Here is a 15,938-nt window from a genome sequence, read left to right as displayed (position 1 = left end):
CCGACGCGCACGTCCCCGCGGGGAGGCGGAGTCAGCTCCGGAGGATCTTCTCCATCGATTTCCCCTTCGCGAGCTCGTCGACGAGCTTGTCGAGGTAGCGGATCTCCTGCATGAGAGGCTCCTCGATCTCCTCCACTCGGATGCCGCAGACGACGCCCTTGATGAGGGCGCGGTTCGGCTGCATGAGCGGCGCATCGCCGAAGAAGCCCTCGAAGTCGACGCGGCGCTCGATGGTCCCGTCGAGCTGCTCCTCGGAGTACCCGGTGAGCCAGCGGATGATCTCATCGACCTCGGCCTTCGTGCGCCCCTTCCGCTCCGCCTTCGTGACGTAGTGCGGGTAGACGTCCGCGAACGCGGTCCCGTAGATGCGATGGCCTGCCATGTCAGCTCCCTCGTGTTGTCCAGATTCTAGCGACGTCACCTGCCGTCACGCGCTGTCACATCGGAAGATTCCGCGCGCATCCGGAGTTGGTTCGAGCATGACAACTCTCGGAATCATCGGTGCAGGCAATATCGGCAGCCAGGTCGCTCGGAAGGCGGTGGAGGCGGGGTACGACGTCGTCATCAGCAACTCCCGCGGGCCGGAGACGCTCGCGTCGCTCGTCGCGGAACTCGGACCGACGGCTCGCGCGGCGACGGCCATAGAAGTTGCCGAAGCCGCGGAGGTGGCCGTCGTGACCATCCCGCTCCACGCATACAGCGCCGTGCCGGTCGAGGCACTCGCCGGCAAGATCGTGCTCGACACCAGCAACTACTATCCGCAGCGCGACGGTGCCATCGCCGAACTCGACGACGAGACCACCACCACATCCGAGCTGCTCCAGCAGCACCTCCCCCAGTCGCGGGTCGTCAAGGCGTTCAATCACATCGGCGCCGCCGACATCACCAGGGATGCTCGCCCCGCGGGAGACGCCGATCGGCGCGCTCTGGTCGCGGCCAGCGACAGCCAGGACGCCCTCGACGTGGTCCGCGGACTCTACGACGAGTTCGGCTTCGACACGGTCGAGGTGACGCCGCTCGCCGAGGGGTGGCGCATCCAGCGCGACACCCCGGGCTATGGAGCCCGAGCGACGAAACCCCAGCTGGTGGCGGCGCTCGCCGAGGCGAAGCGCTACCGCGACCTCAGCTGATAGCCAGCGACGCGGAGCGCACGAAAAGAGGGCCCGATCGAGTGATCGGGCCCTCAGTGCTGTGGACCTAAGGAGATTCGAACTCCTGACCTCCTCGATGCGAACGAGGCGCGCTACCAACTGCGCCATAGGCCCTGACGGGAGGAAACATTACCACTGGGCAGCACGGACTGCCAACGCGACCCGCGCGAGCCGTCGCCGAATCAGAGCCACCGTGCATCCCGCATAAGGTTCCACGATCCTGGATCACGGACGTCAACATTGGAGGAATCCGTATGAGCTTCTTGACTACTCATACGGATCGTTTGGAACGGTCCCACAGTGTGTACCATCTCGAGGTATGCGCACCGCCGGACTCCCGCCTACGTGGCAACGTGACTCGCACACCTCCGTGATCGAGCCGGACGTCTCCCCGCCTCTCGCCTTGCTTCCCGCGGCGAGAACCCTGCCAAGGCAAGAGCAGGGCCACGCTGTCCAGTGGGAGCCGCATTCGCATCCCGTGAGCCAGCTCCTCTCCGTGCAACGCGGGATCATGAAGCTCGTGGTAGAGCGAAGCGTCTGGGTGGTGCCGCCTCACTTCGCCGTCTGGGTCCCTGCCGGCATCGTCCACACGAGCCGCGTCTCCGCAGACTGCGAGTTCCAGGCGACGTTCTTCTCTGAGCGGGAGTCGTTCCTCCGCCCCCGAGACGCCTACGGAGTGACGGTCACGCCGTTGCTGCAGGAACTGCTGGTCCGCCTCCAGGCCGCCGACCTCACCCAGGTGCAGCGCCGCAACATCGAGCGGGTCCTCTTCGACAACCTCGCCCCAACGTCTCACGACCTCCGCGTCCGCATGCCCCGCGACCAGCGCATCCTGCCCATCGCAGACGTGCTCAGCGCAGACCCGGGCGACCGCCGATCGCTCGACGAATGGGCCGAATCGCTCGCAGTGAGCAGCAAGACGCTCGCCCGGATCTTCCAGAACGAGACGGGCGTCTCGTTCCACAGCTGGCGCCAGCTGGTCCGCGTGCAATCAGCGCTCGAGCAGCTCTCGAACGGGCACAGCGTTGCGCTCGTCGCCCGAACGCTCGGGTACGCGCAGACCAGCACGTTCATCGACGCCTTCAGACGAGTGCTCGCGATGACCCCGGGCCAGTACCGCGCGCACGCCCTCATCGCCTGAACCGCGGAGCGTCCCGGGAGGCGCAGGACCGGACTCTCAACACCAGACACAGCCGAACCGTGGGATACTCGGGAGCAAGGCAAGCCTAGCCTGTGCCCGCCAGACGAAGTAGGTCCACAACATGCGAGACACCACCGAGCTCACCCCTGCGAGTGCACCGCCGATCGCCGAGGCTCGCAAGCGCGGCCTCGCGTGAGCGGAGAGCTGCGCGCCGCCGACCTCACGGTCGCCTACGACCAGCGGACCGTCCTCGATGGGTTCGACGTCACCATCCCGGCGAACTCCTTCACCGTCATCGTCGGACCCAACGCGTGCGGCAAATCCACCCTCTTGCGCTCGCTCGCCCGTCTGCTGCCCGCTGCTGGCGGCAGCGTGCTCCTCGACTCCACGGATATCCGCACGCTGAAAGCCAAGGAGCTGGCCAAGCGCATCGGGCTGCTCCCCCAGTCTTCGATCGCCCCCGACACGATCACGGTCGCCGACCTCGTGTCGCGCGGCCGGCACCCGCACCAGGGCATCCTCCAGCGGTGGTCTCACGACGACGACGACGCGGTCGAAGAGGCCCTCGTGCGGACCGGCCTCACCGACCTCGCGGCGCGCAGCGTTGACGAACTGTCCGGCGGTCAGCGCCAGCGCGTGTGGATCGCCATGGTGCTGGCTCAGGACACCCCCGTCGTGCTTCTCGACGAGCCGACCACCTACCTCGATCTCGCGCACCAGATCGACGTCCTCGAACTCTGCGCCGAGCTGCACCGCCAAGGCAAGACCCTCATCGCCGTCCTGCACGACCTCAATCAGGCAGCACGCTACGCGACGCACCTCATCGCGTTGAACGCGGGTGAGCTCATCGCCGAAGGGCCCCCGGCAAGCGTCGTCACCGAGGAGCTCGTCGCCGAAGTCTTCGGCGTTCGAGCACGGATCGTGCCGGACCCTGAGACGGACACGCCGCTCGTCGTTCCCCTCGCCCACTCCGCCCTCGTGCAGCGGTCTCCCACGACAATGCCTGCATGACCGAGGAATACACGCCATTCCCGCCATTCGTCACCCAGGTCAAGCGGGTGGCTCGCGTCTCCCCCAGCTACGTGCGGATCACGCTCGGTGCCGACGGCCTCGAGCACTTCGCGCCGCACGGCAACGACCACCGCATCAAGCTCGTCTTCCAGCACGCCGACGGCAGCTACGGCGACTTCGGTATCAAGGGCTCTCCAGCACCCGCGCTCACCGACTGGTACTCGAAGTGGCGCACGCTGCCAGACGAGCAGCGGAACCCCATCCGCACCTACACACCCAGTGCGACGCGCCCATCGCTCCGGGAGATCGACATCGACTTCGTCCTCCACCAGCCGGCCGGCCCCGCCACCGCGTGGGCGGCGAACGCCAGGCCCGGGGACGAGCTCATCGTCGTCGGCCCCGACGTCCGAGCGGACGACTCGACCGGCGGCATGGACTTCCAACCCCACGGGGCGAGGCGCCTCCTGCTCGCTGCCGACGAGACGGGGCTGCCAGCCGTGCGCAACATCCTGCAGCGCCTCCCGACGACGACCGCGGCGAGCGTGTTCCTCGAAGTCCCGTCGGCCGCCGATTGCGTTCCCCTCCCCACCGGCAACGCGGACGTCGTCGTCACGTGGCTCGTGAGAGGGCAGCACCCATACGGCGAGCGGCTCACCCAGGCCGTGGATGCCTGGGCCGTCGCGACGGAGATCTCCGGTTCGTTCTACGCGTGGCTGGCCGGCGAATCGTCGACGGTGAAGGTCATCCGCCGACACCTCGTCCGCCAGTGCGACCTGCCGCCGAGCTCGATCACCTTCTCGGGGTACTGGAAGATCGGCCGGGCAGAGAACTGAGGGGCGGCCGGGTCAGTCGCCGTTGGGGGCTGATGTGAAGTTGGGGCCACCGCTGGGCTGCGGCTCCGGCTTCGGCTCCGGGGGCTTCGTCTCTTCCGGCTCAGGAGCCTGCGACGGCGCAGGCGCCTGCGTCATCTGCGGAGCCTCGGTCGCTGGTGGCTGCGTCGCCGCAGGCGCCGAGGGGGCAGGCGCAGCGGTCGTGGGAGCAGGCGGAACGTAGGTGCGGCGGTTGCCGAAGTGCTCGGCTCGGGCATCGCCAACCACCTGCGGGATCTCGATGACCGCGGCGACCAGCGCCGTCAGATCCTGACCCTGCGCGTTGGCGCGGACGATCTCGATGAGCTCAGCCAGCCGCTCATCGGTCTCCCACTCGGACTGGTCGTACTCTTCGACCTCGGTCTCCGCTGCGGTCGCAACCCGCTGCGAGTACTCCGCGACGAAGTACGGCACGGCGGATTGCATCGTCGAAGTGGCGCCGGCGGCGTCGTTCGCGTCGATCTGATCCCGAGCCGTCGCGAGCAGGTCGCCCATCTTGGTCTTCGACTCGTCCGTCACAAGACCGTTCGACATGACGTACGCCGGCTCGATCGCGTCGACCTGCGCACTCACCGCGAGGGTCTCCGGGCTTAGGACCACGACGGCCGGCTGCGCAGGGGCAGCCGTGGAGGCTGCGAGCGCCTCCTTGCGGACCGCGGCGAACGAGCCGATCGAGACGGGGATCACCACGACGACGACCACAAGTGCGACGGCGGCCACGAACCAGCTCACGCGGGCGGCAGCCGGAGCGGCACGGAAGCGCGCGAAGGGACCACCGAGGAGGAGACGAGCGTTCGTCGCGCCGGTGCGGTCGAGCGTCTCATCGCCGGCCGCGAAGATCCCGTTCGGCACATCGATCGATGAGTCGTCGGTCTTCGCGAACGGGTCGCCGTCTACTGGTGTTGCCATGATCCGACCACACTAGTGGATCGCCTGCACCGCCTGGCGGCGACTAGCCGACGCGGCGACGCCGAAGCGCGGCGTCGAGATCGCCCATGCCGGGCTCGACCTCGTCCAGAATGCCCATGCTCGCCCAGCGGCTCGGCCGCTTCTCGACCGGGGCCACCACGATGGGGTTCAGCACGGCCTCGCTCAGCTGCGGCGACGACTGGGCCAGCCCGGCACGCGTGGCCGCGGTCTGCGCGAGGGGCACCCCCTGCATCGCAGCGGAAGCGCGCGTCGAGAACGTCGCGATCCCTGGCTGCGCGTGCGCATCCCGAATCTTCTGCTCGGACCGACGCGCTGCCTCACGAAGCAGCTCGAGGTGGTTGACCTTCTCGACCTCGACACCGCCGCCAGGACCGTCCGGACCGGGCCGCCCGGGGGTCCCCGACTCCTCCTCAAGAGCAGTCAGCGACTCCGCGGACGCACGCTCGAGGTACAGGGGCTTCGGCACTGGAACGGGAACCCAGCCGTCAAGCGGCTCCGTGACCTGGACCTCCGCGGCTGGCTGAGCTGCGGGGCCGGCCGCGTCGCTCACCGAGAAGTCGATCGTTGCATCCGCGCGTCGTTCAGCCTTCGGCTGGCGCTCGGCGCCAACCGCGACTCGTGCCGCGAGCCGCTGCGCGTTCGCGATGCGAGCGAGACGCTGCAGGCCCGCGACTCCGGCGAGCACCGTCACCACACCGGCAACCAGCACCCACCAGACCCCTGCGGCCGCGCCGAGCGAGATGCCCACTCCGACCGCGACGATGCCCACGAGCGTCACGAGAGAGGTGACGAGACGACCGCGCCGGGTCGCACGCGCGGCGCGCTGGCGGTCTTCAGCAGAGCGAGGCACGGTCACGGCAGGCAGTGCCCGACGAGCCGCCTCATCGCGTTCACGTTCCGCGCGCTCGGCCTCGGCCCTCGCACGCTTGATGCGGCGCTCCTGCTCGCTCACGCCACGCCCGTCGGCCCGCACGCGAGCCCCACCGAGATCGCTCGTGGTCGCGAGCGAGTGCAGCGCCTGCTGCATGCGGATGGCGTTCTGCTCAGTGGCGAGGTAGTTGCGGCGGCGCACCCACGTCGGCACGAAATAGGCGAGCCAGAGCGTCACCGCCAGGGCGAGGACGAGACTGCTGCCGAACTGCATGGCGTCAACATTAAGCGCGGACGCACCCGCGGCCGCCGATTGCTGCGGAGTGTCAGATTCGGGAATCCTGAACTTCTCGCGACGCGCGGGCTGAACCTCACCGGAGAGGGTTCGACGTCCGCTCCCAATCAGCCTCGGGCACCTGCGCCTCACGCTCGTCGGCGGCGCCCTCGCGCCACCGTCGCAGCACCCCCTGCGGCACCTCTTCGCGCACGACGGCGAAGCAGAAGTGGTCGCGCCAGTCACCGTCGATGTGGATGTACCGACGACGAAGGCCCTCGTACCGGAAGCCCAGCTTCTCGACGACCCGCAGGGACTTCGCGTTCTCGGGTCTGATGCAGATCTCCATGCGGTGCAGACCGAGCCCCTGCAGGCAGTGGTCGGTGGCCATCGCCGTCGCGATAGTCGCAAGCCCCTTCCCCGCGAAGTCACGCGCGACCCAGTAGCCGAGTGTCGCCGAGGACAGGGCACCGTAGCTGATGCCAGACACCGTCAGCTGGCCGGCGAATCGACCCTCGTACGTGATCACGAACGGCAGGGCCGTGTGCGCCGAGGCCTGGGACAGCAGAGAGCGGATGCCGCCGCGCACGTCCCAGCGACCGCCACCACCGGGGCTCGTCGCCTCCCACGGCTGCAGCCACTCGCGGTTCGCGAGCAGCACTGACTCGAGTTCCCGCGCATCCCGGACCCTGATGGGACGCAGCGACACCGGGCCGTGCGTCAGCGTGGGAACGGAAGCGCTCATAGGAAGCGGAGTCTACTCTGCGAGCGACTTCGCGAACTGCCGCAGCCACGGGCTGAGCGCCGGCCCCAGCTTGGGGTCGTCGACGGCGAGCTCGACGATCGCCTTGATGTAGTCGAGCTTGTTCCCCGTGTCGAAGCGACGCTCACGGTAGACCACGCCCACGACACCGCCGAGTTCCGCCCGGTTCGCGGCCAGCACCTGGAGGGCGTCGGTGAGCTGGATCTCTCCCCCGGCGCCCGGCTTCGTCTGCTCGAGCACGGCGAAGACCTCGGGGCGCAGCAGGTAGCGGCCGATGACCGCGAAGTTCGAGGGCGCGTCCTCGACAGACGGCTTCTCGACGAGACCCGTGATCTGGATCGTGTCCGGACCGGCGCCCGGCACACCCTCCGCGACGCTCGAGGCGGCGTCATAGGCAACGACCCCGTAGGAGGAGATCATGGCCGGGTCGACCTCCTGCAGGGCGACGACGCTCGCCCCCGTCGCCTCGTGCACCTCGATCATGCGCGAGAGCAGCGAACCGCCACCCGCCATGATGTCGTCACCGAGCAGCACGGCGAACGCCTCGTCGCCGACGTGCTGACGCGCGCGCAGCACAGCGTGCCCGAGCCCGAGCGGGTCGCCCTGACGCAGGTAGTGCACGTCGGCGAGATTCGTCGCCGCCCGCACCCTCGCGAGCTTCTCCGTCTCGCCCCGCGCCTCGAGGAGCGCCTCGATCTCGGCGACCCGGTCGAAGTGGTTCTCGAGGGTCGTCTTGTTGCGCCCGGTGATCATGAGCACGTCCGACAGGCCCGCCTCGACTGCTTCCTCGACCACGTACTGGATCGCCGGCCGGTCCACCACCGGCAGCATCTCCTTCGGTATGGCTTTCGTCGCAGGCAGGAACCTCGTCCCGAGACCCGCAGCAGGAATAACGGCCTTTGTGATGCGCGAGGACATAGGCCGTATCGTATGGCCCTCGCAGGTCGTCGCGAAACGCGAAGCGCCCGCGCGCGTCATCGCGGCGCGGCACCTGCGGGTCCCTCGACGGCCGCGCGTGAGCCGCGCACGTGCCCTTCGCTAGGCTCCTTGCCATGGCGACCGACGCGAAGACCGAGAAGCGCGCCCTCCGCGCGGAGATCCGACAGCGACGACGCAGTCACGGAGAGCTGCTGCTCTCGGAGCACGCCGAACACCTCGCGCACCACCTGCGGGAGCTCGTCGTCGCCCACGGCGCGACACGCATCTCCTGCTACCTCTCTGGCGAGTTCGAGCCGAGCACCAGGCCGTTCCTCAACTGGGCGAGCGACGCTGGCATCACCGTGCTCCTCCCCGTCACACGTGAAGACGGACTCCTCGACTGGGTCGTCTCCGACGGCGAATCGGAGCACCCGCACGAGCTCGGCTTTCCCGAAGCCATCGGCGAGCTCCTCGGGCCCATAGCGCTCGGCGACGCGGACCTCCTCATCGTGCCCGCCGCATCCATCGATCTGGAGGGCTACCGGATGGGCTGGGGGCGCGGCTACTACGACCGGACGCTCGGCTCGATGGCCGACAGGCCGCCCGTCTTCGCCGTGGTCTTCGACGACGAACTCGTCGGCGTTGTCCCCCGCGAGGTGCACGACGAGCGGGTGGATGGCGTCGTCACGCCGTCCGGGATCACACGTTTCTGACGCATTACCCCGCGGGCCCTCCGGCGCGTTTATGCTGTCCTGGTCCCGAAAGCGAGATTATGCCTACCTATTCCTACCGTTGCACCGAATGTGACAACGCCTTCGACATCCAGCAGGGGTTCGCCGACTCGAGCCTCACGGTCTGCGACGCGTGCGGAGGCAAGCTGCGCAAGGTCTTCGGTGCCGTCGGCGTCTCCTTCAAGGGATCCGGTTTCTACCGGACCGACTCCGCGGCCAGCGCCAAGAAGGGCTCCGGCTCCGGCTCCGCTTCCTCTTCGGGGGCCACCTCCGAGTCGAAGCCAGCACCTGCCAAGAAGGACCCGGCTCCAGCCGCGGCCTCCAGCACCTCCAGCAGCAGCACTTCAGCTTCTTCCTGAACTGACAACTTCTCCGTACGCGAGTACAGAACGAAAGGGGACCCCGTGAAGGGATTCCGCGAATTCATCATGCGTGGCAACGTCATCGAGCTTGCCGTCGCCGTCATCATCGGCGCCGCGTTCACCGGCATCGTCACCGCCATCGTCGATGGCATCTTCAACCCGATCATCGCTACCATCTTCCAGGCTGACGACATCGCGGCCGCGACCGTCAACATCGCCGGGGCGCAGATCGGCTTCGGCGCGGTCATCGCGGCGATCATCCAGTTCGTCCTGATCGCAGCGGTCGTGTACTTCGCGATCATCGTGCCGATCAACAAGCTCAACGACATGAGCTACCGCCTCATCCACGGCAAGCCGAAGCCCGCCGTCGAGGCCGCCGTGACCGAGAAGGACATCCTCGAGGAGATCCGCGACCTCCTCAAGGCCCAGCAGGAGTCGCCAGCGAAGCTCCAGGGCGAAGGCCCCGAGACTCGCGCCTAGTCGAACTCGCTACAGCGCCGCAGCCCCAAGCGCTGCGCAAGAACGCCGCCGGTCACCCCGGCGGCGTTCTTGCGTCTCGGCGCCGTCTCAAGGGCAGGCCATGGGCCGATCAGGACGAACGGAACGTCTCGCGGCCCCACACCCAGGAGAGGCACGCGATGGCGAGCATCAGCGACGAGACGATGATCGCCCAGGTGAACCCGAAGAGGTCGGCGATGACGCCGGCCACGATCGGGCCGAGGATGCTCCCACCGTCCTGCGTCATCTGGTACGTGGAGAGCACCTGGCCGCCGCTGCGTCCGTAGCCGATGATGTCGGAGATTACGGCCTGCTCCGCGGGGGCTGCGAGCCCCGAGCCCAGTCCGAGCACAAAGCTCAAGGCGAGCATCGTGACGATATCGCTGGCGAACGCCGTCGCGAACATCGCCACCGCCGAGACGCCGAGGCCGATGAGGATGAACGGGCGACGCCCGACACGGTCCGTCTTCCGCCCCGCATACTGCAGCGAGACGACGTTGCCGACCGCGCCGACGGCGATGACGACCCCGATCACCCAGGGCTCCTGGCTGATGCTTGTCACGACGAACAAGGGAAGGATCGCCGTCCGCACGCCGAAGTTCGCCCATCCGTTCGCGAAGCCGAACACGAGCGAGGCACGATAGGCGGAGTCCTGGAGCGCCTCGCGCAGGGACTTCGGCTCGAGCTTCCTCATGCCGGGGGCTCGGTCGTCGCCGGCATCGTGCAGTCCGGCCTCCTCGGCGGCCTTCTTGGCAGTGACGCGGTGCGCGCGCCCCATCATGACCCCGACGATGGCCGCGGCGATGACGAGGGTGCCCGAGTAGACGAGGAACGGCACGCCGATGCCGAACTGCGCGAGCGCCCCGCCGACCGCGGGTCCGGCGATGTTGCCGACGAGGAAGATGCCGCCCCAGAGGGCCGAGATGCGCCCGCGGATCTGCGGCGGCGAGTAGCGCGCGATCATGCCGGCGGCGGAGATCGTGAACATCACGGACCCGACGCCACCGAGCCCCCGGAAGACGAGCAGCTGCCAGTAGTCCTGAGCGAACGCCACGGCCGCCGTCGATGCGGCCACGATGAGGAGTCCCGCGACGTAGATGCGCCGCTCCCCCAGCTTGTTGATGAGGGCGCCTGCCCCGGGGGCGAACACGAGTCTCATGAACGCGAACGCGCTCACGACCACCGAGACCAGCGTCGCGCCGACGCCGAAGCTCAACGCGTACTGGGGCAGCACGGGCACGATGAGCGCGAAGCCGATCGCGATGAAGAACGTGGCGACGAGCAGCACCCAGATCTCCGCGGGAATCGGTGGCCTGGGGCCGTCCGCGCTCGAGACGACGGGGGTCTGTCCGGTGGTGGGATGCTCGGGATCCGAACCCGGCACGTTGGGGTCGTTCGGTTCGATGGCCCGCTCAGCCATAGTGCGGTGGCTTGTCGGCGCGCAGCCGGTCGTCGTTGGGCCCCCTGGGGCTTTCAGCACGGTCGTCGGCGTAGCGCACGTCGGCGTCGCCCCAGGCGCTCGGAGAGTCCTCGCCGGCGAGCACGGCGGGCTCACGCCTGCCGTCCACCGACTGCGGCGCTGGGTCGCTGCCGTGCGGCGGCGCCGTCGTCACGCGGCGTCGCGGCTTGCCCCCGATGCGCGTCGCTGCGTCCTCGCTCTGGTCGTCCGAATGGGTCACGCTCAGCTCGAACCGCCGGGCTCGCCCGGGCGAGCGATCGCGATCTGCTGATTGCCATCGGGCAGCGTCACCGACGCGAGGCTCGCGCTTGCCGCGGCCCCCGCATCCATCGTCGACCGACCGGAGGTCAGCTCACCCAGCTCCCCCTGCATCGAGCCGGCCGAGATCCCGGCCGTCTCCGCGGGCAGTGGCACCTTGAGGGCCTTGCCGATGCGACGCGCGACGGCCTCCGGGTGCGCGAACAGCTCGAAGGAGTGCACGCGGAGGTAGTACCAGCCGAGGCGCTTGAGGAGTTCTGGGCGCAGGCGCAGCGTCTCGCGCAGCGTCGCATCCGCGGAGCCCGCGATGCGCAGGTCGAGCCCGTCCGTGTCGATCGCGATCGCACGGCCGCGGTAGGCGGCGGCCAGCGGGATGCGCCCGCGGTGGAACAGCTCGACGGTCATGCCGAACGACTCGAGACGGTTCGCGAGGTCGAGCAGCATGGGCGGCGCCTCGACGTCGCGTGCCTCGCCGTCACCCTCCTCGTCGGTCGCGGGGTCTCCGGCAGTGGGCTCAGACGGTGCGGCGCTGCCAGCGGGCGTGCCTGCCTTGGCCGCGTCCGGGTCGGCTTCACCGAGGATCTGCGCCAGGCCGAGAACGCCCCGCGACATGCGCGACGGGTCGAGCTCGCCGGGCCGGATGCAGGAGACGACTACGAGAGACCGGCGGGCACGCGTCATGGCGACGGCAAGCGCACGTTCGCCGAGCTCGGTGCCGAGCACTCCGAAGTTCGCGAGGACGCGGCCGTGCGGCGTTCGTCCGAAGCCGATCGAGAAGATCACGCGGTCGCGCGACTGGGCGGTGGCCAGCTCGATCGTCGTGACGGTGAACGGCTCGCCGCGGGCTGAGGTGAAGAACTCTGCGATGTCGCTCCGTCGGGAAGCCGCGGAGTAGACGGCCTGCTCGACTCGACGGGCGTGCAGGGCAGACGCGGTGACCACCATGAGTGACTCGCGTGGGCGGTGGACGGCGTGGTCGACGACGAGTTCGACGACGCGGCTCACCTCGGCGTCCGTCGATTCGACGCCGCCGGTGATCGGGTCGGGAAGCCCCGTTCCGTTCTCCACGAACGAGAAGCTGAGGCTCGAGTGGCCGAGCAACGTGCCAGCCCAGGGCATGGAGCGGATCCGCCCCTTGTAGAAGCGCCGGTTGACGAGTTCAGCGAGGTCTTCGCCGCCCGCTCGGTAGCTGCGCGTGAGCGCGTGCTCTGGCAGGAACTCGGCGAGCCGCGAGTACACGGACTCGCCGACCTGGTCGGTGTGCCGGAGACCCCACGTGTCCGTGCTGTCGGCCGACGGTCGGGTCACGGCGACCGTGAACGGCGTCGGGTACTGGGTGACCGGGTCTCCGAACGCGACGACCTGGTCGCCGCGACGGATCGCCCCGATGCTCTCGGCGATCGACATCGTTCCCGCATCCACCAGGACGACGGTGTCGAAGTGGATGCGCTCGCTGACGAGCGGCACATCGTATGGAGTCGTGAGCCAGAGCTGAGCGATGCTCTTCGAGACGTCGCCAGCTTCGAGGGCGAGCTTCGTGGAGGGCACGCCGGGGCGGCGCAGCAGCTGCCGCAGCGCATCCGCCTGCTCGCTGTAGTCGACGATCGCGACCTTCCATGCCTCGGCGAGCTGCCAGGCGAGCTGCGCCGCGGAGTGATCGGTGTGCGCCTGGTCGACGACCCTGAAGTCGCTCTCGAGTCGCGTCACGACCCGGGTGTTGGCGTTGAGGAGGGCCTTGTCGCGGTCGAGGAGGTCCTCCAGCACCGACTGCCACCACGCGAGCTCGAGCTCGTCGCCGAGCGCATCCGCCTCGACGTGACGCTCGGAGAGGTCCTCGAGCAGCGGGGTGAGGCCGAGGTTCTCGAGGCGCTCGATGATGGTGAGGCGCTCGACGATGTTGTGCAGCACCTCGCTGTCGGCCGCGAGTTCCGTGATGCGGGCCGGGAGGTCGGCCAGCGGCAGCTCGCTCAGCGAGACGGCGCCGGCGTCGACGAGCGGCTCGTCGAGGAGGCGCAGCTTCTCGGCGACCTCGCGGTGGAACTTCCTGACGTCCGAGATGCCGGTGGGGACGGTCGGGGTGGAGCCATCCGTGACGTAGCGGTGCCAGAGGATGCGCTGACGCTGGGCGAGCTTGAGCGACTCGTGGAGGTCCTCCACGACGACGCCGGGCCGCACGTAGTCCTTCGCGAGCTGCCGCAGCTGGCGGCGGCGCGCCGACGTCAGGTCGCTGCCCTCCCGCTTGGGATTCGTGGCGTGGATGACGTCCGTCAGCGAGTGGTCGAAGACCGCCGGGCGGAAGCGGTCGAGCGTCTCGCGCAGGTCGAGCAGCAGGCGGAGGTAGATGCCGAGCTCGCCGTACGTCTCGGCGGGGCGCATCCGGGTTCTGCCGACGAGCTCCTGCGCCCGGTCGATGACCTCGACCAGCACTCCCGCGTCGAGCTCAACGGCTGCTTCTTGCGCGCGGTTCGCTTCGTCGGTTGACTCGAACGAGACGCCGTACCAGGGCGAGTCGTCCGGGCCGTACTTGAACTGGCCGAGCTCGCCGGCGGCGCGGAGCTGACGCGCGATCGCATCGCGGCCCGTGGCGATGGCCTCGATGGCGTCGCGGTCGAGACGCGCCGTCGTGATGGGCGGGTGCTCTCGCAGCTCGAGGCGGGAGAGCTCCTCGAGGGCGTCGAGCGCGGAGACGCCGAGCGCGGGGTCAGGGTGCACGAGTGCGTCGCGGTAGTCGGCGAGCACGTGGCGGAGACGGACGAGCGCGTCGTCGAGCTCGTGCATCGCGGGCTTGCGAGCCTTCTCGTTGCGCGAGATGGATGCGATCGCGTCACGGCGGAGGGTTCGTGGCGTCACGGCGAGGCCCTCGAGTCCCACGCTCTTGAGGCGAGCCCTGATGGCGCGGATGCTCGCTGAGCGTGGCGTGACGACGAGGACGCGCTTGCCGTCGGCGACGAGCAGACCGAGCGCGTTGATGACGGTCTGCGTGAGGCCGGTGCCCGGCATCGTGTTGATGACGGCTGAGTTGCCGGCCGCGATCGCGTCGACGACGCGCTCCTGCTCGGTGTCCGCGTCCAGCAGGAACCGGTCCCCGACCGGGTCGCGACGGTCTGGGCTCGGCCGCTGCTCGGCGGGCCGCGGCGCGGCGACCTGGCGGCGTGCTTCCTCGTCACCCGCGAGGGCTCGAAGCACCGGGTGGGTGAGCTCGTTGGTGTCGCGGAGCATGGCGCTTGCCACCTCGCCGAAGCTCGAGATGACGGCGCGGGCCGAGACCGTGAACTGCGGGATGGACGCGCCGAGCGCTCGCGTGCGGTCGAAGACCTGCTGCGGCAGGAAGGCGTCGTTGGACTTCGCGAGCTCAAGGAGCTCGGCCACCGGGAGGCGCACGCCGAAGTGCTGCGCGAGGTGGCGCACGAGTGAGGCGTTCACGCGACTCGGGCCCTTGAGCGTGAACTCGTAGTCGCGACCTGCACGGCGCAGGTCGACCGTGCGGGTGAGGATGGGCGCGCGGAAGTGCTTCCCGTCCTGCGTCCACTCGGCGAAGCCCGTGGCGAGCTGGATCGTGCTCATGCCGCGGCCGGCGAGCAGCTCGGTGCCCTTCTGCGCGATGAGGTCGGCGGCGTCCCGAGCGCCACGGAATGACGAGTTCTCGCGCACGAGCGCCGACAGCAGCACGGTCTTGCCCGCAGCAAAGGGCGCGATTCCGCCTGGGTGCGCGCTGGTGAGCTCGACATACGTGCCTGGTTCGTCGGCGAAGTCGAGGAGCGGAGATGGCCCGCCGAGTTGCGCCAGCTCGTGCAGCCAGGCGTCCTGGGCTGCGTCGACGGCCGCTTCGAGCGCCCGCGCCTGCTCGGCGCGTTCGAGGTCGAGCGCGGTGAGCGCCTGCTCGTCCGCCGACGGCACTGGATGGGTCTTGCGTTCGTGCGCTACCGCATCCGCTACCCAGGAACGGCCGCGCGTGAGACTCGGACCGTCGGCGCTCCGTGCGCGCACCCCGTCCTCGTGGTCGCGTCCGAGGTCGAGGGACTGCCCGTCGTCGTGGTCATCGCGGTCGCCATCACCACGCTCGGCGCGCTCGCGCTCGAGGCGTTCCCGCACCGGACTCAGGTCGGGAATCGGCTCCGTCTCATTGTTTGTGGGCGCACCCTTGCCGGAGCCGTGATCGTCGCTCTTCGCGTCGCCCGGCTCTGAACCTCGTTTACGAAACAGACCCCACACGCGTGACACTGTAAGTGTCTCGGCCGGTCGGAGGGTGGAGGCGCGCGTGGGTTGCGCCGAGCTTGGCCTAGTTTTCGCGCGACTCGGGGTCGGTACCGTACGGCGGCACCTGACCGGCTGCCCCATCCCCGCCGACCGTCTCCGACCTGTTCCGCCCCCGGATGGCGTTCACGATGAACACGATGCCGACGACGATGACGGCAGCCGGCCACAGCTCCCAGATGTTGCCGAGCCCGCCGAGCACGAGCTCGTTGAGTAAGAAGAACGCGCCGACGGCGATGAGGATCCACCCCCACCAGTTGCGGATGCTCGTGATCAGGGCGACGGCGCCCACGATCATGGGGAAGATCGGCCAGAGGATGCCCCATTCGATGGGGAGCACGCCGAGGCGGTCAAGAAGGTAGGCGGTGCCCATGATGATGAGCCCGACGCCGAGGCCGATCGGGCCCGCGAGGCTCGCCCTTCGCTGTTCTGAGGTGCTCATGACCCAA

Annotated in this window: 17 protein-coding genes and 1 tRNA gene; 8 read left to right on the top strand and 10 right to left on the bottom strand. The window is 69.0% G+C overall.

The genetic code is table 11. The features are described from left to right. Nucleotides 1-31: 31 nt before the first annotated feature. Complete coding sequence (locus ACQFZP_RS01575; protein ID WP_104312427.1) at nucleotides 32-382, bottom strand: DUF2200 domain-containing protein; 351 nt, start codon at nucleotides 380-382, stop codon at nucleotides 32-34. 67 nt (nucleotides 383-449) lie between these two features. Here ACQFZP_RS01575 and ACQFZP_RS01570 point away from each other — a divergent pair, with 67 nt between their 5' ends. After that, nucleotides 450-1,130 (top strand): NADPH-dependent F420 reductase, encoded by a 681-nt coding sequence (locus tag ACQFZP_RS01570; RefSeq protein WP_374100752.1) that lies wholly within the window; start codon nucleotides 450-452, stop codon nucleotides 1,128-1,130. A 62-nt stretch (nucleotides 1,131-1,192) separates the two neighbouring features. Here ACQFZP_RS01570 and ACQFZP_RS01565 read toward each other — a convergent pair. Further along, nucleotides 1,193-1,265: transfer RNA gene (locus tag ACQFZP_RS01565), tRNA-Ala, on the bottom strand. 397 nt (nucleotides 1,266-1,662) lie between these two features. Between ACQFZP_RS01565 and ACQFZP_RS01560 the strand changes: the two genes are divergently transcribed. The 3 genes from ACQFZP_RS01560 to ACQFZP_RS01550 all read left to right on the top strand — a co-directional run bounded on the left by ACQFZP_RS01560 (nucleotide 1,663) and on the right by ACQFZP_RS01550 (nucleotide 4,136). Next, nucleotides 1,663-2,292, top strand: a complete 630-nt coding sequence (locus ACQFZP_RS01560; RefSeq protein ID WP_181027006.1) for an AraC family transcriptional regulator — start codon at nucleotides 1,663-1,665, stop codon at nucleotides 2,290-2,292. Between the two features lie 192 nt (nucleotides 2,293-2,484). Beyond that, nucleotides 2,485-3,303, top strand: coding sequence for an ABC transporter ATP-binding protein (locus ACQFZP_RS01555; protein WP_211890121.1), 819 nt, complete (start codon nucleotides 2,485-2,487; stop codon nucleotides 3,301-3,303). Next, the gene (locus ACQFZP_RS01550) at nucleotides 3,300-4,136 is read left to right on the top strand and encodes a siderophore-interacting protein (protein WP_211890120.1); all 837 of its coding nucleotides are present in this window, start codon (nucleotides 3,300-3,302) and stop codon (nucleotides 4,134-4,136) included. The genes ACQFZP_RS01555 and ACQFZP_RS01550 overlap by 4 nt, the downstream gene beginning before the upstream one ends. Nucleotides 4,137-4,148: 12 nt before the next feature. On the opposite strand, the gene ACQFZP_RS01545 is transcribed toward ACQFZP_RS01550, so the two are convergent. From ACQFZP_RS01545 to ACQFZP_RS01530, 4 genes are all read right to left on the bottom strand, one after another. After that, nucleotides 4,149-5,081, bottom strand: coding sequence for a hypothetical protein (locus tag ACQFZP_RS01545; protein WP_211890119.1), 933 nt, complete (start codon nucleotides 5,079-5,081; stop codon nucleotides 4,149-4,151). Between the two features lie 43 nt (nucleotides 5,082-5,124). Then, the gene (locus ACQFZP_RS01540; RefSeq protein ID WP_211890118.1) at nucleotides 5,125-6,246 is read right to left on the bottom strand and encodes a hypothetical protein; all 1,122 of its coding nucleotides are present in this window, start codon (nucleotides 6,244-6,246) and stop codon (nucleotides 5,125-5,127) included. Nucleotides 6,247-6,343: 97 nt separating this feature from the next. After that, entirely contained in the window at nucleotides 6,344-6,991 is a 648-nt protein-coding gene (locus ACQFZP_RS01535) for a GNAT family N-acetyltransferase (protein ID WP_104312434.1), read from the bottom strand. 12 nt (nucleotides 6,992-7,003) lie between these two features. After that, nucleotides 7,004-7,927: a UTP--glucose-1-phosphate uridylyltransferase gene (locus ACQFZP_RS01530; protein WP_104312435.1), complete on the bottom strand. Its 924-nt coding sequence runs from the start codon at nucleotides 7,925-7,927 to the stop codon at nucleotides 7,004-7,006. A 134-nt stretch (nucleotides 7,928-8,061) separates the two neighbouring features. On the opposite strand from ACQFZP_RS01530, the gene ACQFZP_RS01525 reads away from it, so the two are divergent. From ACQFZP_RS01525 to mscL, 3 genes are read left to right on the top strand one after another with little or no spacing between them, the layout of a single operon-like run. Then, nucleotides 8,062-8,640: a 5-formyltetrahydrofolate cyclo-ligase gene (locus tag ACQFZP_RS01525; RefSeq protein WP_211890117.1), complete on the top strand. Its 579-nt coding sequence runs from the start codon at nucleotides 8,062-8,064 to the stop codon at nucleotides 8,638-8,640. A 59-nt stretch (nucleotides 8,641-8,699) separates the two neighbouring features. Beyond that, complete coding sequence (locus ACQFZP_RS01520) at nucleotides 8,700-9,017, top strand: FmdB family zinc ribbon protein (protein WP_104312437.1); 318 nt, start codon at nucleotides 8,700-8,702, stop codon at nucleotides 9,015-9,017. 45 nt (nucleotides 9,018-9,062) lie between these two features. Then, nucleotides 9,063-9,500, top strand: a complete 438-nt coding sequence (gene mscL / locus ACQFZP_RS01515) for a large conductance mechanosensitive channel protein MscL (protein WP_104253781.1) — start codon at nucleotides 9,063-9,065, stop codon at nucleotides 9,498-9,500. A gap of 109 nt (nucleotides 9,501-9,609) precedes the next feature. Here mscL and ACQFZP_RS01510 read toward each other — a convergent pair whose 3' ends face one another. Genes ACQFZP_RS01510 through ACQFZP_RS01500 form a run of 3 tightly spaced genes read right to left on the bottom strand, consistent with a single transcriptional unit; the run spans nucleotide 9,610 to nucleotide 15,132 of the window. Next, nucleotides 9,610-10,938, bottom strand: coding sequence for an MFS transporter (locus ACQFZP_RS01510; protein ID WP_211890116.1), 1,329 nt, complete (start codon nucleotides 10,936-10,938; stop codon nucleotides 9,610-9,612). Next, a complete protein-coding gene (locus tag ACQFZP_RS01505; protein WP_249311996.1) occupies nucleotides 10,931-11,197 on the bottom strand; it encodes a hypothetical protein in 267 nt (88 codons plus the stop codon). Before ACQFZP_RS01505 ends, ACQFZP_RS01510 begins: the two co-directional genes overlap by 8 nt. A gap of 2 nt (nucleotides 11,198-11,199) precedes the next feature. Further along, complete coding sequence (locus ACQFZP_RS01500) at nucleotides 11,200-15,132, bottom strand: AAA family ATPase (RefSeq protein ID WP_211890115.1); 3,933 nt, start codon at nucleotides 15,130-15,132, stop codon at nucleotides 11,200-11,202. 3 nt (nucleotides 15,133-15,135) lie between these two features. Here ACQFZP_RS01500 and ACQFZP_RS01495 point away from each other — a divergent pair, with 3 nt between their 5' ends. Beyond that, on the top strand, nucleotides 15,136-15,420 hold the full coding sequence (locus ACQFZP_RS01495; protein WP_211890114.1) for a hypothetical protein: 285 nt from the start codon (nucleotides 15,136-15,138) through the stop codon (nucleotides 15,418-15,420). Nucleotides 15,421-15,514: 94 nt separating this feature from the next. On the opposite strand, the gene ACQFZP_RS01490 is transcribed toward ACQFZP_RS01495, so the two are convergent. Beyond that, on the bottom strand, nucleotides 15,515-15,931 hold the full coding sequence (locus ACQFZP_RS01490; protein WP_211890113.1) for a LiaI-LiaF-like domain-containing protein: 417 nt from the start codon (nucleotides 15,929-15,931) through the stop codon (nucleotides 15,515-15,517). Nucleotides 15,932-15,938 lie beyond the last annotated feature (7 nt).

The sequence above is a fragment of the Pseudoclavibacter sp. Marseille-Q434 genome (assembly GCF_050315415.1).
GTDB lineage: Bacteria > Actinomycetota > Actinomycetes > Actinomycetales > Microbacteriaceae > Pseudoclavibacter.
This window is presented reverse-complemented; position numbering and strand designations above follow the sequence as displayed.